Source organism: Edwardsiella piscicida, from assembly GCF_021733145.1.
Taxonomy (GTDB): Bacteria; Pseudomonadota; Gammaproteobacteria; order Enterobacterales; family Enterobacteriaceae; genus Edwardsiella; species Edwardsiella piscicida.
This window is the reverse complement of the sequence record NZ_CP090968.1, coordinates 1,843,114-1,861,620: the sequence shown is the minus strand read 5'-3', so window position 1 is coordinate 1,861,620 and position 18,507 is coordinate 1,843,114. Positions and strand designations below refer to the sequence as shown.

Below are 18,507 nucleotides of genomic sequence, written 5' to 3'. Positions count from 1 at the left end.
ATCCGCTGCGGCCCTTTACAACGTCTCACGAACCTCGCCGTCAGTGCAGCATAAACCAGCCGGCGGGCAGGGTTGCCATCAGGAGCAGGCAGATCCCGCTGCGCTCCAGCACGCTCATCCGCTGGCGATCGCACTGAGAACGACGCGCGTGCATAAAGACCAGTAGACCCGGCGCATACAGCAGCACCGACATCAGCAGGTGCGTCAGCCCAGAGGCGTAAAGTAGCCACAGGCCATAGGCGCAGGCCCCGATGGCCGCCAGCGTGATCCAGCGATCGCCTTTTTCCCGCGCGACCTTATACAGGAAGGCGCCGACCAAGAAGTAGGGAACCAGGATCATCTCGGAGGCGATGGTCAACAGGTTGTTGTAGTTTGCGCCGGTCGCCCAGATGATGATCAGCGTCACCTGCACCGCGCCGTTGGTCAGCCACAGCGAAGAGGCCGGCGCCTCTTTGGCATTCTGTTTCCCGAAGATTTTCGGGAAGGCCCCGTGCTGCGAGGCCAAGAACGGCACCTCTGCCGCCATGATGGTCCAGCTCAGGTAGGCGCCGCAGACGGAGATAATCAGTCCGCCGGCGATCACGATTTCGCCAATCGGGCCGATCATCTTCACCATCAGTCCTGCCATGGAGGGGTTGCGCATTTCCGCCAGCTCGGCGCGCGGCACCACGCCGAGGGAGAGCAGGGTTATCAACAGATAGACCACCAGCGCGGAGACGACGGCCAGCATCGTCGCCCGACCCACATCCCGCTTATGGCGGGCGCGGGCGGAGACCACGACGGCGCCTTCCACGCCAATAAAGACCCACAGGGTAAACAGCATGGTGTCCTTGACCTGCTCCCAGACCGGGACGCCCATCTTCAGCCCGGTAAAGTCGATCTTAAACGTATCCAGGCGGAAGGCGATGGCGGCCAGGACCACAAACAGCCCCAGCGGCAGCAGCTTGGCCAGCGTCGCGGCCAGGTTGATCCCCGCCGCGGTTTTAACCCCGCGCAGCACCATAAAGTGCACGACCCACAGCAGAATGGACTCGCCGATCACCGCCTGCCAGGTGTTCCCATCGCCAAACAGCGTCTGCTGCGGCGAATCGGTGAAAAAACTCAGGGCGGCAAACACGATGACCAGATAAGAGACGTTGGCGATCACGGCGCACAGCCAGTATCCCCAGGCCGAGCAAAAGCCCACCAGCTCGCCAAACCCCTCTTTGGCGTAGGTAAAGATACCGCCGTCCAGATCGGGGCGTAAGCGGGTCAACAGCAGCATGGCCAGCGCCAGAAACAGAATGCCGACGCCGGTAATCACCCAGCCGATCAATAGAGCCGCAGGGCTTGCCACATCCGCCATATTTTGCGGCAGGCTGAATACGCCGGCGCCGAGCATGGAGCTCAATACCAACGCCGTCAGGGCGGTAAGTCCGAGTTTTTTTTCCAAGGCAAAATCCAAAAATAGATGAATTAACCAATATTTTACATTTCTACGATGTAAAAACTGACGATGACGGGCTCAGCGGGGGCTGGCCGGTAAAAGTGGCGCCGATTGTACGAAGAGAGCGCCTGACGCGCAATGGAATACTATGCAATTTGAGTAAAAAATTATTCAAAAAATAGCGAGATTGGGCAGCGAAAAGGATAAAAAAACGGCCCCGCGGGGCCGTTCATCATACGGGCGGCGCTTATTTAAACAGATCGGCGCTGACGGTCAGGTTGCCGCCGCTCTGATTTTGCCACTGGCGGGTAATGTGGTAGTACTTGGCGCCCTTCGCCGCCGCACGCTTGGCGGCTTCCGTTGACATATCGGTCATGCTGTTAAAGCGACCGGTAAAGGTGATGGAGTCAAAGGGAACCATCTGGGCGGCGGTGGCATTGTTCAGCTCTTCGATTTTGGTACCGTTGGGTAATGTTACAGTGTAACGGTGACCGGTAGAGGACTGCGTTTGCCAGAATTGGCCGACGTTGTTGCTCAGGGTAGAGGAGGAGGCAACGCCCGGGATCTCGACGCTAGCGGCCGCGGCACCGCCGGCGGCCAGCGCCGCGCGGCCTGCGTCAGAGTTGGCGGGGATCGCATCAGGGCTCTGCACCTGGCGCTTCGGCGCATCGGCTTTAAAGACGTAGGCGGTGATCGTCTGGTTGCCGCCGTTATTGGTGTCGATCTGACGCACGATATAAAACGCCGCGGCGTCTTTCTTCTTCGCGGCGCGGGCGACGGCGTCGTTTACCTCTGGCTGGCTATTAAAGAAGCCGCTGACGGTCACGGTATCGAAAGGCTGCAGCGCAACGGCCTCTTGCTTCGGCAGCTCTTTAACCCCCTGGAAGGTACGGTAGCGCTGGCTCTTGTCGACGGTTTCCGCATCTTTCTTATAGACGTTAGCCACGACGCGCCAGTTGCCGCCGTCGTTGCTGGCGTTGGTATCCAGAATATAAAAATAGGCGGCGCCCAGCTGATCGGCCCGGCGAGAAACGGCATCCGCCGCCTCGCTGAGCATATTGAAGCGCCCGCTGATGGCGATTTGTTCGAAAGGCTTCAGCTCCGCGGCTTTTTGCGGCGTGAGTTCTTGGGCCGCCTGGACAGAAAATGCCGTGGCAGAGAGCAGGGCCGACGCAACGAGGGTGGTTTTCAGCTTCATATCAAAAAAATCCTTTACGCCTTATAAGGTTGTTTTGGTTAGCGGCAGAAGCCTACACCGGGGCGTCCGGCTTTTGCCAAACCTTGCCGCGATTGACAATGACAGCACATAATAATGCGCCAGATTATTACACGTAATGCCGCCCCTTGCCTCAGGATTTTATGCGATAAATGCGCCAGCCCACTGTTATTGCCGCGGCTGGCATCCCCCCAGATGGGCGATGGGCAATCCGTCTGGCCGCCGGCCAGCATTTCTGTCCGCGGTGATAACTCGGCTGATAATTAATTGATTTCACTTTTCCTTTTTTAAAGCACCGCCACATCCTTCCCGTGGGCTCGCGCATAAACCGCCGTAAATCAGGCATTCGCGGTTATCGCCATGACAAATGCGAAAGTTTTGCCGCTTTTGGAAGCGGACGTGACGATCAGTAGTGGATCGGCGCACCTGTTTTCAGTAGTTTATAGCAAGCTATCAGCAACTTTCGCTAACAGCATACAAGGTCATCGCAGGGTATGGATGACGCTCATCTTATTGACAGGTGAAAAGGGACGATTATGCGTATTGGTGTACCAAAAGAGCGGTTGGCCAATGAAGCCCGCGTAGCGGCGACGCCGAAAACGGTAGAGCAGCTGCTAAAGCTGGGTTTCACGGTGGCAATCGAAAGCGGCGCAGGAAAACTGGCCAGCTTTGAGGATGCAGCCTATCAGCAGGCCGGCGCCGAGGTGGTTGAACTTGACGAGGTTTGGCAGTCTGACGTGATATTAAAGGTCAACGCGCCGGATGATGATGAAATTGCCCGCATTAAGGCAGGCGCTACCCTGATAAGCTTTATCTGGCCGGCGCAGAACCAGGCGCTTTTGGAGAAGCTGGCCGAGCGTCAGGTCACGGTGATGGCGATGGATTCGGTGCCGCGTATTTCGCGTGCCCAGTCGATGGACGCCCTCAGCTCCATGGCAAACATCGCCGGTTACCGGGCCATCGTGGAGGCGGCTCATGAATTTGGCCGCTTCTTTACCGGTCAGATCACGGCGGCGGGTAAGGTGCCGCCGGCGAAGGTGATGGTGATCGGCGCCGGCGTTGCCGGTCTGGCCGCCATCGGCGCTGCCGGTAGCCTCGGCGCCATCGTTCGCGCCTTCGATACCCGTCCAGAAGTCAAAGAGCAGGTGCAGAGTATGGGCGCCGAGTTTCTGGAGCTGGACTTTGAAGAAGAGGCCGGCAGCGGCGACGGCTATGCCAAAGTGATGTCGGAGGCCTTTATCAAGGCCGAGATGGCGCTGTTCGCCGCCCAGGCGCAGGAGGTGGATATCATCGTCACCACGGCGCTGATCCCGGGGAAACCGGCGCCGCGCCTGATCACCAAAGAGATGGTCGCCACCATGAAGCCGGGCAGCGTGATCGTCGATCTGGCGGCGCAGACCGGCGGCAACTGCGAGCTGACGCAGGCCGATCGGGTCGTGACCACGGAAAACGGCGTCAAGATCATCGGCTATACCGATCTGCCGAGCCGTCTGCCGACCCAGTCATCCCAGCTGTATGCTACCAACCAGGTCAATCTGCTCAAGCTGCTGTGCAAAGAGAAAGATGGCACCCTTAACGTGGACTTTGAGGATGTGATCATCCGCGGGGTGACCGTGGTGCGGACGGGAGAGATCACCTGGCCGGCGCCGCCGATCAAGGTTTCCGCTCAGCCGCAGGCCGCTAAGGCTGAGCCGGTGACCGCCCCCGTAGCCAAGCCGACGTCGCCGCTGAAGAAGTACCTGCTGATGGCCCTGGCCATCGTGCTGTTCGGCTGGATGGCCAGCGTGGCGCCGAAGGAGTTCCTATCGCACTTCACCGTGTTTGCGCTCTCCTGCGTAGTGGGCTACTACGTGGTCTGGAACGTCAGCCATGCGCTGCATACGCCGCTGATGTCGGTCACTAATGCCATCTCCGGCATTATTGTCGTCGGTGCGCTGCTGCAGATTGGGCACGGCGGTTGGATCACGTTCTTTGCTTTTATTGCGGTGCTGATCGCCAGTATCAATATTTTCGGTGGTTTCACCGTCACCCAGCGCATGCTGAAAATGTTTCGTAAAAACTGAGGGAGGTAACAAATGTCTGGAGGATTAGTCACCGCAGCATACATTGTTGCCGCCATCCTGTTTATTTTTAGTCTGGCCGGGCTGTCCAAGCACGAGACGTCCAAGCAGGGTAATACCTTTGGCATGGTCGGTATGGCCATTGCGCTGATCGCTACCATCTGTGGTCCCGACGCCGGCAGCATCGGCTGGATCATCGTGGCGATGGTGATCGGCGGCGCGATCGGCATGCATCTGGCGCGTAAGGTCGAGATGACCGAAATGCCGGAGCTGGTCGCTATTCTGCATAGCTTCGTCGGTCTGGCAGCGGTTCTGGTGGGCTACAACAGCTACATCGAGCATCAGCCGGGCAGCATGGAGGCGGTGCTGGAAAATATCCACCTGGTCGAGGTGTTCCTGGGGATCTTCATCGGGGCCGTCACCTTTACCGGCTCTATCGTCGCCTTTGGCAAACTGCGCGGGATTATCTCATCCAAGCCGCTGATGCTGCCGCATCGTCACAAGCTGAATTTGGCGGCGCTGGTCGTCTCGTTCCTGCTGATGCTGTGGTTCGTCAATACCGGCTCCAGCGTGGCGCAGGTGTTTGCCCTGCTGCTGATGACGCTCATTGCGCTGGCCTTTGGCTGGCACCTGGTGGCCTCTATCGGTGGCGCGGATATGCCGGTGGTGGTTTCCATGCTGAACTCCTACTCCGGCTGGGCGGCGGCGGCGGCGGGCTTTATGCTGAGCAACGATCTGCTGATCGTAACCGGTGCCTTGGTCGGTTCGTCCGGTGCCATTCTGTCTTACATTATGTGTAAAGCGATGAACCGCTCCTTTATCAGCGTGATCGCCGGTGGCTTCGGCACCGACGGCTCATCCACCGGTGATGAGGGCGAAATGGGCGAATACCGCGAGGCCAGCGCGGAAGAGGTGGCCGACATGCTGAAGAACTCCTCAACCGTGATCATCACGCCGGGGTATGGCATGGCCGTAGCGCAGGCGCAGTATCCGGTCGCGGAAATCACTCAGAAGCTGCGCGATCGCGGGATCAAGGTACGCTTTGGTATCCACCCGGTGGCGGGGCGTCTGCCCGGCCATATGAACGTCCTGCTGGCAGAGGCCAAGGTGCCGTACGATGTGGTGCTGGAGATGGATGAGATCAACGATGATTTCGTCGATACCGATACGGTACTGGTGATCGGCGCCAACGACACGGTCAACCCGGCGGCCATGGAAGATCCGCGCAGCCCGATTGCCGGGATGCCGGTGCTGGAAGTATGGAAGGCGCAGAACGTCATCGTTTTTAAGCGTTCCATGAATACCGGCTATGCCGGGGTGCAAAACCCGCTGTTCTTTAAAGAAAATACGCAGATGCTGTTCGGCGATGCCAAAGACAGCGTCGAGGCCATCCTGCGCGCCCTGTAACGCGGCGTCGGGATAAAAACGCAAGCGCCCCGCAGTGGGGCGCTTTTTTCATTTTAGGGCGAGGCGCAGTCTACTTACTCGTCGTCGTGCTCATCTTCGCTGTCCACCTCCAGCGGCGAGGCGTAGCCGTCCGGCTTAATCGCCAGCAGGTCGCATTTCAGATGATCGATCACATGTTCCGCCGTATTGCCGATAAACGCCGCGGAAATACCGGTGCGCCCCAGGGTGCCGAGCACCACCACGCCGGCATTGAGCCGGGCGGCAACCGCGGGGATCACATCCTCCGGCAGTCCTTTCTCTACGTGGGTTTGCGTCTCTGGGATCGAAAACTTCTGCCGCAGCGCCTTCATGGCCACCAGATGCTGGCCGCGAATGGCCTCGTTGTAGATACGCGGATCAAAGTCTGGAATTTCGATAGCGGCATTGATGGGCGTCACCGGATAGGCCGCCACCAGATGAACCGTGGTCTGGTTCACCTTCTCCGCCAGCGCCAGCGTCTCCCGCACCAGCTTGATATTCAGCGGATCGTGATAGGGTTCCTCGCTGGAGAGGTTCACCGCAACCAGCGCCACGCCATTCTCCGGCCAGGGCTGATCCTTCACCATCCATACCGGGCAGGGGCATTTACGCAGCAGATGCCAGTCGGTGGGGGTAAAAATGACCGACTCCAGCCGATCGTGCTGATGGGCCATCTTCAGCAGCAGATCGTGACCGCCGCAGATCACCTCCTGGATGATGGCCTCGAACGGGCGATTATGCCAGATCACCTTAATCTCAATGGAGATACCCGCCTCAAGGTAGTAGTGGCACTGCTCGCGGATCCAGGCGGTGCGCTGGCTGACGACGCCTTGGCGCATGGTCACCCGCTCGCTGGGCGACAGCAGGGTCGTCATCTCATAGGAGAGATCGTAGATAGGCAAAAATGCCAGGATCTGGCCGCCGTTACGCTGCACCAGGTATACCGCGCGCCGCAGCGCAGGCTGATCGTTTTGGTTCGGATCGATAGCCACCAGTATTTTCTGATATTGGGCCATATGGACTCTCCTTACTGCCTCATCATTAACGTGTTTTTACGCGAACTTCACCATTCACCATACAATAGAATAGATAAGGAAAATGCCGACGAGCAACAAATCAGAAAATATAATCGAGGGAGGCGTGGGCAGGGAGGGTGACACTAAAAAACGGCCCGCAGGCCGTCTTCTTTATTCGCAGCGGGCGTTCATTCGCCGCAGGGCGTACGCGGATTACCGGCCAGATGGGCCAACGCATCAATATCTTGAATCGTAATATATTTACCCTTTACGCTGAGAATATCGCTTTTCTGAAAGCGGCCCAGCAGGCGGCTGATGGTCTCGACCGTCAGGCCAAGATAATTCCCGATATCGCCGCGAGTCATGGTCAGGCGGAATTCACGCGGTGAGAAGCCGCGCTGGGCAAAGCGCCGCGACAGGTTATAGATAAAGGCGGCCAGACGCTCTTCGGCATTCTTCTTGGAGAGCAGCAGGATCATGTCCTGATCGCCCTTAATTTCGCCGCTCATCAGGCGCATCATCTGCTGACGCAGGCTGGGCATTTTACCGGACAGATCGTCCAGCGTTTCAAAGGGGATCTCGCACACCATGGAGGTTTCCAGCGCCTGGGCAAAGCTGGGGTGCATCTGCGCGCCGATGGCGTCAAACCCCACCAGATCGCCCGCCAGGTGAAACGCCGTGATCTGCTCGTCGCCCTGTTCGGTGATGGTATAACTCTTAATGGTTCCGGAGCGGATCGCGTACAGCGACTTCAGTTCGTCCCCCGCCTTAAACAGCGCCTGACCTTTCTGAATCGGCTTTTTACGCTCAATGATGTTGTCGAGCTGATCCAGCTCATGCTCATTAAGCGTAAACGGGATACACAGCTGGCTGATGCTGCAATCCTGACAGTGGATCGCACAACCACCAGACTGGATACGACGAATGACACGTTTTTCCGGAATCATAGGTGTTGCCTAAATAATATTGATATCGGTCAATTTTAACATCTTTTATGGGGGATAATAAACCCTATTGTTGATCCAGATGTGGGGATGCGAATTAAGGCACGTTTCGTGTATAAGCTGTGATGTATAGCACATTATTTATTGGTGACATTGTCACGATAATATGGTTGGCACCATTAATTATGTTAGCGCTATGATTTTTCCTGTTGATGTCGTGTTAGCCGCGGCGGGAATGACGGCGTAAAAATAAGCACAAAGCGAGGCAGCACGGGGCTTGGCGGGGAGAGAACAATCGGAGCGGAAATTAAAAATTACAGCGCGGGCAAGAATAAAATCACACAAATAAATAAAACAACGCAGCGCCATTTAAGTAAGTAATCCGTTTATAATAGCACGATGGGGCGCCGAGAAAATAGCGCGCCGGCGAGCCCGGCGGCGGCCGGCGCGGCGACGCGGATAAGAAATTCACCCCGCGAGCCTTGTAACTGTGCCCGGCGCGACTACAATAGCGCCGTTTCAGCGACTAACCACGGTAACCGCATGCGCCAACCCACACACAAGCTTGAACTCCTCAGTCCCGCCCGCGAGGCGGCCATCGGTCGTGAGGCCATTCTGCACGGCGCCGATGCAGTTTATATCGGTGGACCCAGCTTTGGCGCGCGCCATAACGCCGGTAACTCCCTGAGTGATATTGCCGCCCTGAGCGATTTTGCCCACCGCTACGGTGCTAAAATCTTCGTTACGCTCAATACCATACTGCACGATAATGAGCTGGAGCCGGCGCGCCGTCTGATCCACCGTCTCTACGACGCCGGCGTGGATGCACTGATCGTGCAGGACATGGGGATCCTGCAAATGGACATTCCCCCCATCGATCTGCATGCCAGCACCCAGTGCGATATTCGTAGCGTGGAGAAGGCGCGCTTCCTATCCGAGGTCGGTTTTTCCCAGATCGTGCTGGCCCGCGAGCTGAGTCTGCCGCAGATTGCCGCCATCCGCGACAGTATCGATGCCAATATCGAATTCTTCATTCACGGCGCGCTGTGCGTCGCCTATTCCGGGCAGTGCTATATCTCTCATGCCCAGACCGGGCGTAGCGCTAACCGCGGCGACTGCTCCCAGGCCTGTCGTTTACCCTATACCCTGAAGGATGAGCAGGGACGCGTCGTCGCCTATGAAAAACATCTGCTGTCGCTCAAGGATAACGACCAAAGCGACAACCTAACGGCGCTGATCGATGCCGGCGTGCGCTCCTTTAAGATTGAGGGGCGCTACAAAGATATGAGCTATGTGAAAAATATCACGGCCTACTATCGCCAGCGTCTGGATGCCATTCTGGAGCAGCGGCCAGCGCTGTGCCATGCCTCCCTTGGGCGTACCCGCCACTTTTTTACGCCGTCGCCGGACAAGACCTTTCACCGCGGCAGCACCGACTACTTTGTGCGCGAGCGACAAATGGATATCGGCGCATTTGAGTCGCCTAAATTTATCGGGGTTCCTATCGGTGAGGTCACCGCCGTTGCCGCCGAGCACCTGGATGTCAGCGTCAGCGAGACGCTGCACAACGGCGATGGGCTGAACGTGCAGGTGAAGCGAGACATCGTTGGGCTGCGCGCCAATACCGTAGAGGCGCGGGGCGAAGGGCGCTATCGCATCTGGCCTAACGAAATGCCGCCGGCGCTGGCGACGCTGCGGTTGCCTCATCCCTTGAACCGTAATCTGGACCACGACTGGCAGCAGGCGCTGCTGAAAGCGCCGCGTCGGCCTGAAACTGCATTTAAGCGGCTCGGCCCAGCGTCTGCAGCTGACGGTCACCAGCGAAGACGGCGTCAGCGTTAGCCAGTCTCTGGAGGGCCACTTTGAACCGGCGCGCCAGGCCGAGCGGGCGCTGCAGGGGCTGCGCGAGGGGCTAAGCAAGCTGGGGCAAACCCTGTATCAGGCCGATGAGATCGAGATTGCGCTGGCCGAGCCCTATTTTGTTCCCAACAGCCAGTTGAACCAGCTGCGCCGCGAAGCCATCGAGCAGCTGGATCAGGTCCGAGCTCGCCAGGACAATCGTCTGCGGCGCCGGGCCGCGCTAACGCCGCAGTACCCGCAGAGCCATCTGACCTACTTAGACAATGTGTATAACCGCCTGGCCCGTGAGTTTTATCACCAGCATGGCGTCACCCTGATCGACGCCGCCTATGAGGCGCACGCGGAGAAGGGCGAGGTTCCGGTGATGATCACCAAGCATTGCCTGCGCTTTGCGTTTAACCTCTGTCCAAAGCAGGCTAAAGGGATCCAGGGCGTTAAGGGAAGGGCGTCGCCAATGCAGTTGGTGTATCAGGATGAGCTACTGACGCTGAAATTTGACTGCAAACACTGTGAAATGCAGGTGATTGGCAAGATTAAACCCCACGTGCTTAAAATGGCGCTGCCGGGCAGCGTATTGGGAGCCATTACACCGGATGAGTTGCTAAAAACGCTGCCTGGAAAGCAAAGATAATTCTAAAATATCCGTAAAATAACCAATTATTTTCATTTTCTTTACCCATCGGCGGGAGATATCTCCCGCCAAAAATGCGATCTGACTTACATTTCTGACTGCCTACCCACCGCGACCCTCGCCCGGGAATAAAATAATTTGTTGTTTTTATAAGATAAATTCCATTTACCTCTTTTTACTTTATCGCTAATTCGCATTTCGCGTAAGTCGACGTCGCGCAGGCGTTATATATTCATATTCAGAAAATCCATACAATTAACGTGGAGAAGTCATTATGTCACTTCGTTTGTCTGAGGCCGACGCCGACGCGGCGCTGACGCGCCTGCGCAGCCACTACCGGGTTTATGCGCCGGTGGCGGAGTATCGCGGCGGACGCTTTTCTGATACTGATAATATCGTCTACCAAGAGGTGACTCGCTGGCGGGATATTGTCTGGCAGGAAAAGTCCCATATGGCACCCAGCACGATTATATCCCCCATTACCGAGACACTGTTTCACTTCGACAACGATGTGATTCAAATTGCCGATGTCGATCGCCGTCCACGTCTGATCCTGGCGCGCGCCTGTGATATTAATGCCATGAGTCGCCTTGACTATATGTATCTGAAGAACGGCAATAATGCCGACTACAGCTACGCATTGGTGCGCGACAGCATCAAGTTTGTGCTGATGGAGTGCGCATCCAGCTTTGAAAACTGCTTCTGCGTTTCCATGGGAACCAACCGTACCGATAACTACAGCGCCGCCATGCGTTTTGATGAGCAGGGGGTGAACGTCGAGATCACCGATCCAACGCTAGAGGCCGCCTTTTCCGGGCTGGGGCAGGCGTGTAACTATCGCGCCGGGTTCGTCAGCGAGAATCCCGAGAAAGTGGTGACCCCGGACCAGGTATGCGATGACCCCAAGCGCGTGCGCCAGATCCTACAGCAGAGTCCGCTGTGGGATGACTACCAGCACCGCTGCATCGGCTGCGGCCGCTGCACCACCGGTTGCCCGACCTGTACCTGCTACAGCATCTTCGATGTCGCCTACGCTGAAAATCCACAGCGCGGCGAGCGCCGCCGCCAGTGGGCCAGCTGTATGGTGGCCGGATTTACCGATATGGCCGGTGGCCACCAGTTCCGCGACAAGGTCAGCGAGCGCCTACGCTTTCGCGCCCTGCATAAGGTCAACGACTACCGTGCCCGCGCCCAAGAGGGTGAGCATATGTGCGTCGGCTGCGGTCGCTGCGACGATCGTTGCCCGCAGTATATAAAATTTTCCAACATTATTAATAAGATGACTGCTGAAGTCGCCCGGGTGCTGCAGGAGGAGCGGGAATAATGTGTAACGGTAACTGTGAACATCGTCACCAGGTGCTGCTGCCAGCGGCATACCCGATTCTGGAGATTGAGAAACATACGGCGCTGGAGTGGAACTTTCGCGTTGCCTGCGACTTTCCGCTGCACTATGGCCAGTTTGTGGAGGTCTCTCTGCCGCTGGTCGGCGAGGCGCCGATATCCGTGTCCGACTATGGCGATGGCTGGGTTGATCTGCTGATCCGCCGGGTAGGCCACGTGACCGACGCGCTGTTTGCGCTGCAGGCCGGTGATAAGGTCTGGCTACGCGGCGCCTACGGCAACGGCTATGACCTGAGCCAGTTTTACGATAAGCGCCTGATCGTGGTCGCCGGCGGTACCGGCGTCGCGCCGGTAAAAGGGCTGATGCGCCATTTTTGCGAACATCCGCAGCAGGTGAAAAGCCTGGATATGATCTTAGGCTATAAGAATCCGGACAGCGTCCTGTACAAACGCGAGCTCGACTTCTGGCGCAGCCGGCACAATCTGTGTCTGACCCTGGATGAGGGCGACACCATCGCCGAATACTATCACCTGGGGCGCGTGACCGACCATCTGCCGTACCTGGACTTCAGCGCGCCGGAGGAGATCCAAGCCATTGTGGTCGGGCCGCCGGTGATGATCCGAGCGACGGTCGCCATGCTGCAGAAAAACGGTCTGCGGGATGAACAGATTTGGGTCGACTATGAGCGTCGCATGGCCTGCTCTGTCGGCAAGTGCGGCCACTGCCGCATGGGAGATGTCTATATCTGTGTCGATGGGCCGGTGTTTAACTATGCCGACGCTCGCGCCATGGTTGACTGAAGGAGCCAATAATGAGTATCGATGTCGATATCTACCGCGCTCGGGCGCTGAATGAATACCGTTTCTCCAAGGTGCGCTCTGAGGCCATGGTCAGCGTCAGGATCCCCGGGGGGATCCTGCCCGCGCGTCTGCTGAGCGTAGCCCAGCAGATCGCCGAAGAGTATGGCAACGGGCTGATTCACCTGACGACCCGCCAAAAGCTGGCGATGCCCGGCATTCGCTATGAAGACATGGACAAGGTTAACGCCGCGCTGGAGCCTTTTATCCGTGAGATTGAAATTGAAACCTGCGGGATTGAGGTCGAGGATCCGAAGGCCGGCTATCAGGCCATCGGCGGGCGTAATATCGTGGCCTGTCAGGGCAACCGCATCTGCCAAAAGGCCAATACGGATACCACCGGTATGGCGCAGCGGCTGGAAAAGCTGATCTATCCCAGCCGCTATCATCTCAAGGTGGTGCTGGCCGGCTGCCCCAACGACTGCGCTAAGGCCACCATGGCCGATCTGGGGATCCTGGGGGTCGCCCGGATTCACTTTACCCCCGAGCGCTGCATCGGCTGTGGCGCCTGCGTTCGCGCCTGTAAGCACCATGCCGTCGACTGTCTCTCTCTGCTGAATGGTAAGGCCACAAAGCAGGAGAGTCTGTGCATCGGCTGCGGCGAGTGCGTGCTGGCCTGTCCCACGCTGGCCTGGCAGCGACGTCCAGAGCAGCTATATCAGGTGCGCCTGGGCGGTCGTACCAGTAAGAAGACACCGCGCGTCGGCAAAGTCTTTCTTAACTGGGTCACCGAAGATGTGATCCAGGCTGTCATCAGCAACATATTTGAATTTGAACGCGAAATGCTGGACGGCACGCCGGTGTATCTGCATATGGGGCATCTGATCGATCGCGCCGGCTACAGCGACTTTAAAAAGCGGGTGCTGCGGGGCGTCACCCTGAACCCGGGCGCTCAGGTTGCCGAACGGATGTATTGGCAAGAAGACACCTACGTCGGCAACGTACACCTGAAATCGGTGTAGCGGTTCGTCGAACCTGGCTCAGGTCCGCTCCGGCGGACCTTTTTTGTAAAGTAATTATCTGTAAAAGTGGTTGTATATATTATAATTAATCGTTTTTGTTAATTATTAAATTGTTTTACTCTAGAAACAGTTGATAATAATGAGGGCAATGTGATGAAAGACGTCGTCGATAAATGCAGTAACAAAGGCTGTGCCATCGATATTGGCTCTGTGCTCGATAACGATAATTGCACCACCGTCATTACGCAAGCCTATGCCAGCCGTGACGAGGCCGAGAAGCAGCTGGCCCAGCTCACCGCGAAAGCCCAGCGCGTTGCGCAGCAAGAGTACCCTTGCATCATTACCCACGACATCAGTGAAAAAGAAGGGGAGTTTGTTCTTAACGCCCATTTCAATTTTTCATGCCAGGCTGAAACCGTTATTTTTGAACTTTCACTACGCCACGCATAAACGGTAGGATATTGCACTATGGTTAGAGATAAGTTTATTTTAAAAAGTTTTTCAACCATTAAGCTCTGGATTGCCAGCCACGTTCATCTTGGAATTAAAAGCGCCGACGTGGTAGCGATTTCAGGTTATTCCCGCTCTTACTTTCTCCGCGAATTTGAGCTGGCTATGGGAATGACGCTGGCAAACTATATTCGTCTCGAACGCCTCAAGCGTTCACTGCAGCAGTTAGAAGAGACCGACCTGCGCATTAAGGAGATTAGCCACGCGCTTGGCTATCCCAGCCAAAGTACATTCTGCCAGATATTCAAAAATCAGTATCGCGTCTCGCCGTCAGAGTATCGTTTACTGTGCCGCAGGACCTCCCGCCTGGCAAGCTAGCCATTGCCTGCCCATAGCCACGTCGCAGAGACCGGCGGTGCTATGGGCAAGTGTTTCGCAATGTAAAAATAATCTTATATATTAACACTCGCCATGAGTAACACTCTGATACTCTTTACATTAGATAAAATCACTCAAGTTTAAAGTCAGTCTGCCGTTATCAGTAAGACTAACCATTTAAAATTTGTCTTACTTACTACACAGGCAGGCTTATTATGTTCGATTCCATTCGGGCACGGATCCTCGCGACAACCGGCGTCATTGTCGCGGCGTCGCTTTGTGTCAATACGTTGATTAATTACCGCATTGCCAGCGACTCCAACGCAGAAGCCATTCAACATACCCTAAGCTCTTTAACCGCTAGCCATACCGCCACCGTACGTCAGTGGGTGGAAAACAACACGGCGCTGATCGCGTCGCTGACGCCCCACGTGGGGGACAGCGATCCCCGGCCGCTCTTAAAGCAGATAGCCGACGCCGGTGGCTTTATCAGCGTGGATATGGGGTACTCCAACAAGGTGGAGATCTCCTCCGATCCCGCCAGCATTCCTCCGGGCTTCGATCCCACGACCCGCGCCTGGTTTATCAATGCCAGAAAAGCAGGGCATCCGATCGTTACCGAACCGTATATGGATGCGAATACCCATACCCTCGTGGTAACCTTTGCCGCGCCCGGCCCACAGGACACGCCGATCAGCGGCGTCGTCGAGGGCGATGTACACATGGATAAAGTGATTGCCAACGTGCGATCCATCCGCCCCACGGAAAACAGCTTTGGCATGCTGCTCAACGCTGACGGAACCATTATTGCTCACCCCAATCAGCAGCTAACGCTGAAGCCGCTGGCCAATATCGCGCCAGGCCTGAGCCTGACCCAGCTGTTAACCTCCGGCAAACCCGTAGAGGCGACCGTTTCCGGCCGTGATGTACTGCTGCTGGCGATGCCGGTCTCTGGAACCAGCTGGTATACCGTCGTGGCCATGGATAAGACAGAGGCCACGGCCGGAATGCGTTCGCTGCTGCTGGCCTCCTGCATTGCACTGTTGGTTCTGATCGTTCTCGCCACGCTGGTGATCGGCATCGTTACGCGTCGAGCGCTGCGTCCGCTGTTCCATATCCGCCAGGCAATGGAAAACATCGGCGCCGGCAACAACGCGGATCTGACCAAGCGATTGGATGTGCAGGGCAAAGATGAGGTCTCGCAGATCGCCCGCGCATTTAACCAGTTCGTGGATAAGCTGGCCCGGGTGATGGTCTCTATTCACAGCACCAGTGAATCGGTTCGCATTGCCGCGCGGGAAATCGCCGCGGGCAACGAAGATCTCTCTTGTCGAACCGAGTCAGCGGCGGCCAGCCTGCAGCAGACCTCGGCGGCGTTGGAGCAGATCTCTTCCACCGTCGCGCAGTCGGCGACCTCTGCCCAGCAGGCCAATGAGGCCGTCAGCTCTGCCGTTCAGGTAGCGCAGCGCGGTGGCAAGATGATCTCGCAGGTCATTGAAACCATGTCTTCGATTGAGGTCGCCTCCGGTAAAATCGGCGACATCACCGGGGTTATCGATGGCATTGCATTCCAAACCAATATACTGGCGCTCAACGCCGCGGTTGAAGCCGCTCGCGCGGGCGAGCAGGGGCGTGGATTTGCCGTTGTCGCCGGCGAGGTCAGAACGCTGGCCCAGCGCAGCGCCCAGGCAGCCAAAGAGATCAAAAATCTGATCGACTCAACCGTGACCAGCGTCGCCTCCGGTTCACATCAGGTACGCCAAAGCGGTGAAACCATGACGGATATTGTGAACAGCGTCGGCGCCGTCAGCGCCATCATGGGTGAGATCACCAACGCGGCGGAAGAGCAAAACCGCGGCATCAGTGAGATCAACAGCGCAGTGATCCAGCTGGATACGATGGTGCAGCAGAACGCCGCCCTGGTTGAGGAGTCAACCGCGGCCTCCGCCGCGCTGCAAGGGCAGGCGAGTGAGCTGGCCGATACCGTAGGTCAGTTCCGCATGTAGTCCGCTTTACGTTATACCGCGTCAACCGAGAGGGTGGCCTAATGGCCGCCCTCTATTTTTTTATTCCTATATTCCTATCTACGATATCTCCCGCCATCGCTGACGTTTTATCACAATATAACAAGCAATATTCCCGCATGACTCCTATGCTTTAACTATCTCTTTTCATCGTGGGACTGAGTGATAACTATCATATTCGATGTGACTGCGTAAGGAGAGTCATGATGAAGTGCCGACATTCACTATTCGCCGCGGCGATCTGTGCACCGTTAATACTCAGCGGGTGCGCCGCCATTCCCGGCGATATACAGGGTAACAACAGCCCGATACTGCAAAAAGATTTTAACCAGATCCGCATGGCGCCCAATCTCTACACGGGTCAGCAGGTTCGCCTGGGTGGGCGAGTGATTAACGTGATTAATCAGCCCAAACAGACGCTGCTGGAGATCGCCGTGCTGCCGTTAAACAGCGCCGCCAGACCGCAGCTAGATCAGCATTATCAAGGACGACTTATCGCCCGTAGCGATCGCTTCCTCGATCCGGTCAACTACCGTCATCATCTGGTCACGGTATTGGGAACCCTCAGCGGCAGCGAGGTGGGTAAAATAGGCTCGTCACCCTATACCTTTGTCATGCTGAACATTCAGGGCATTCAACTCTGGCAGGTGAGCGAAACGCAGCCGCCGGTGGCGGCCTGGGACTACGGCATTGGACCTAACTGGCCGCTGACCTGGCAAAACAATAGGGATCCCGGCTGGGGATGGTACCCGGTGCTACAGCCGGAAACGGCTTCTACACACTAAAACTGCGCGCTATTGTCCATAAATTAGGCGATGCAGCCGTCAATATAGCCGACGGCTGCATTTTTTATGGGCACAGAAGGTGTCGATAGAGAAAATCAGCAGGGTAATCATGTTAATCGACGCGCAGATTTCACGTAGCGACGCCAATGCAAGGGGGGTCGCGACGACCAGCGCAGGGCCGATAAAACGTACCCGGTCAACATATCTGGCACCGTGAACACGGCGCATCATAAAACGTGATGCCATGGCCGCTGGCAAACGACGGAGCGCAGCGCGGCAGCCTTGAGCGATATATCGGCCGCGACGACGGCAGATGATCATCCGTAATGAGGCCGGCGATCGAGGCGACGGATACGGCGATAGTGAGAAATGCATCCACGGCAACATGCATTCAGAATACCGTTTCATCGCAACGCACGTTTCGACCACGCGGCAATGATGCGGCGGAAGCAAGAGGCTAAGGTCGGCGCGATATGCGCAGCGCCTACCGATAACCATAACAGCGGCAATCAGACAGTGCAGGCGCCGGGGAGATCAACGCCGCAGGGGAGGTGCCAATACGCTAAGGCCAGAGTACGCCGATGGAGAAAGTGCCCTGGTTTCTTGGTCCATTCGTAATTTAACATAATATACATTATGCGAACTAGCATAATACAGCCCAGCGCCACTACGTGAGCCTCTTCGCCGGTATGCCTCGTCAACGGATCACTTTTCCTGATAAGGCGTTTGCGCTGGCTATGTCTGACGTCGAGATGTTCTCCGTGAAAATAAGCACCGCTTCAAGATCCTTCAGGATGTCATCGAGCGCAATTCAGATTCTGGCCAGGCTGCAACGGAGTCTCGGTAAGAGACTCGATATTACCCGAGCCTGACTACTGCTGTTGTTCTATCAGCAGAATGCTACGTCAGCCTGAACCACCTGGCGTAAGCCTCCTCCGGCCCAAGATATCGGATCTGAGCAGGCATAAGAAAAGCGAATGCAAATTCACGGTATGTCCTTAGCAAGCAATCCATCAGGCATCTCATGATTCAGTCCGCCTCAGGGTAACACTCAGGCAGCATGAAGACGCCGAGTTAATCCACTGAAATATATTGAGGCCGCCCGATTCGAGTCGGTGAAAAGATCGCCGG

13 protein-coding genes and 1 pseudogene are annotated in these 18,507 nt (G+C 56.7%); 10 read left to right on the top strand and 4 right to left on the bottom strand.

Translation table 11 applies throughout. The features are described from left to right. Nucleotides 1-40 precede the first annotated feature (40 nt). Both L1P05_RS08500 and ydgH read right to left on the bottom strand, forming a co-directional pair. Nucleotides 41-1,432: an amino acid permease gene (locus L1P05_RS08500; protein ID WP_012848590.1), complete on the bottom strand. Its 1,392-nt coding sequence runs from the start codon at nt 1,430-1,432 to the stop codon at nt 41-43. Between the two features lie 241 nt (nt 1,433-1,673). Beyond that, a complete protein-coding gene (gene ydgH, locus L1P05_RS08495) occupies nt 1,674-2,624 on the bottom strand; it encodes a DUF1471 family protein YdgH (RefSeq protein WP_012848589.1) in 951 nt (316 codons plus the stop codon). Between the two features lie 554 nt (nt 2,625-3,178). Between ydgH and pntA the strand changes: the two genes are divergently transcribed. After that, nucleotides 3,179-4,705 (top strand): Re/Si-specific NAD(P)(+) transhydrogenase subunit alpha, encoded by a 1,527-nt coding sequence (gene pntA, locus L1P05_RS08490; RefSeq protein ID WP_012848588.1) that lies wholly within the window; start codon nt 3,179-3,181, stop codon nt 4,703-4,705. 12 nt (nt 4,706-4,717) lie between these two features. Then, complete coding sequence (pntB, locus tag L1P05_RS08485) at nt 4,718-6,109, top strand: Re/Si-specific NAD(P)(+) transhydrogenase subunit beta (RefSeq protein ID WP_012848587.1); 1,392 nt, start codon at nt 4,718-4,720, stop codon at nt 6,107-6,109. Between the two features lie 74 nt (nt 6,110-6,183). Here pntB and uspE read toward each other — a convergent pair whose 3' ends face one another. Continuing rightward, entirely contained in the window at nt 6,184-7,143 is a 960-nt protein-coding gene (uspE, locus tag L1P05_RS08480; RefSeq protein ID WP_012848585.1) for a universal stress protein UspE, read from the bottom strand. 188 nt (nt 7,144-7,331) lie between these two features. Further along, nucleotides 7,332-8,090 carry an FNR family transcription factor gene (locus tag L1P05_RS08475; RefSeq protein ID WP_012848584.1) on the bottom strand — a complete coding sequence of 253 codons (759 nt, stop codon included), beginning with the start codon at nt 8,088-8,090 and terminating at the stop codon, nt 7,332-7,334. Nucleotides 8,091-8,630: 540 nt separating this feature from the next. Here L1P05_RS08475 and L1P05_RS08470 point away from each other — a divergent pair. The 8 genes and pseudogenes from L1P05_RS08470 to L1P05_RS08435 all read left to right on the top strand — a co-directional run bounded on the left by L1P05_RS08470 (nt 8,631) and on the right by L1P05_RS08435 (nt 17,376). Then, a pseudogene (locus L1P05_RS08470) lies at nt 8,631-10,578 on the top strand (peptidase U32 family protein). 274 nt (nt 10,579-10,852) lie between these two features. Continuing rightward, nucleotides 10,853-11,902 (top strand): anaerobic sulfite reductase subunit AsrA, encoded by a 1,050-nt coding sequence (asrA, locus tag L1P05_RS08465; RefSeq protein WP_012848582.1) that lies wholly within the window; start codon nt 10,853-10,855, stop codon nt 11,900-11,902. Further along, nucleotides 11,902-12,720: an anaerobic sulfite reductase subunit AsrB gene (gene asrB / locus L1P05_RS08460; protein ID WP_012848581.1), complete on the top strand. Its 819-nt coding sequence runs from the start codon at nt 11,902-11,904 to the stop codon at nt 12,718-12,720. Before asrA ends, asrB begins: the two co-directional genes overlap by 1 nt. 11 nt (nt 12,721-12,731) lie before the next feature. After that, complete coding sequence (gene asrC, locus L1P05_RS08455; protein ID WP_012848580.1) at nt 12,732-13,739, top strand: sulfite reductase subunit C; 1,008 nt, start codon at nt 12,732-12,734, stop codon at nt 13,737-13,739. 153 nt (nt 13,740-13,892) lie between these two features. Next, nucleotides 13,893-14,189 carry a DUF406 domain-containing protein gene (locus L1P05_RS08450; RefSeq protein WP_012848579.1) on the top strand — a complete coding sequence of 99 codons (297 nt, stop codon included), beginning with the start codon at nt 13,893-13,895 and terminating at the stop codon, nt 14,187-14,189. A gap of 18 nt (nt 14,190-14,207) precedes the next feature. Beyond that, nucleotides 14,208-14,567, top strand: coding sequence for a helix-turn-helix transcriptional regulator (locus L1P05_RS08445; RefSeq protein WP_012848578.1), 360 nt, complete (start codon nt 14,208-14,210; stop codon nt 14,565-14,567). A 215-nt stretch (nt 14,568-14,782) separates the two neighbouring features. Beyond that, the gene (locus tag L1P05_RS08440) at nt 14,783-16,573 is read left to right on the top strand and encodes a methyl-accepting chemotaxis protein (protein WP_012848577.1); all 1,791 of its coding nucleotides are present in this window, start codon (nt 14,783-14,785) and stop codon (nt 16,571-16,573) included. Nucleotides 16,574-16,797: 224 nt separating this feature from the next. Beyond that, the gene (locus L1P05_RS08435) at nt 16,798-17,376 is read left to right on the top strand and encodes a Slp family lipoprotein (RefSeq protein ID WP_015461491.1); all 579 of its coding nucleotides are present in this window, start codon (nt 16,798-16,800) and stop codon (nt 17,374-17,376) included. Nucleotides 17,377-18,507 lie beyond the last annotated feature (1,131 nt).

What these genes read in the sequence shown, in the direction of transcription:
- L1P05_RS08475 (WP_012848584.1), bottom strand. Translation starts at nt 8,090, where the DNA reads ATGATTCCGGAAAAACGTGTCATTCGTCGTATCCAGTCTGGTGGTTGT.
- pntA (WP_012848588.1), top strand. Translation starts at nt 3,179, where the DNA reads ATGCGTATTGGTGTACCAAAAGAGCGGTTGGCCAATGAAGCCCGCGTA.
- L1P05_RS08445 (WP_012848578.1), top strand. Translation starts at nt 14,208, where the DNA reads ATGGTTAGAGATAAGTTTATTTTAAAAAGTTTTTCAACCATTAAGCTC.
- L1P05_RS08435 (WP_015461491.1), top strand. Translation starts at nt 16,798, where the DNA reads ATGAAGTGCCGACATTCACTATTCGCCGCGGCGATCTGTGCACCGTTA.
- L1P05_RS08440 (WP_012848577.1), top strand. Translation starts at nt 14,783, where the DNA reads ATGTTCGATTCCATTCGGGCACGGATCCTCGCGACAACCGGCGTCATT.
- pntB (WP_012848587.1), top strand. Translation starts at nt 4,718, where the DNA reads ATGTCTGGAGGATTAGTCACCGCAGCATACATTGTTGCCGCCATCCTG.
- asrA (WP_012848582.1), top strand. Translation starts at nt 10,853, where the DNA reads ATGTCACTTCGTTTGTCTGAGGCCGACGCCGACGCGGCGCTGACGCGC.
- asrC (WP_012848580.1), top strand. Translation starts at nt 12,732, where the DNA reads ATGAGTATCGATGTCGATATCTACCGCGCTCGGGCGCTGAATGAATAC.
- asrB (WP_012848581.1), top strand. Translation starts at nt 11,902, where the DNA reads ATGTGTAACGGTAACTGTGAACATCGTCACCAGGTGCTGCTGCCAGCG.
- uspE (WP_012848585.1), bottom strand. Translation starts at nt 7,143, where the DNA reads ATGGCCCAATATCAGAAAATACTGGTGGCTATCGATCCGAACCAAAAC.
- L1P05_RS08450 (WP_012848579.1), top strand. Translation starts at nt 13,893, where the DNA reads ATGAAAGACGTCGTCGATAAATGCAGTAACAAAGGCTGTGCCATCGAT.
- ydgH (WP_012848589.1), bottom strand. Translation starts at nt 2,624, where the DNA reads ATGAAGCTGAAAACCACCCTCGTTGCGTCGGCCCTGCTCTCTGCCACG.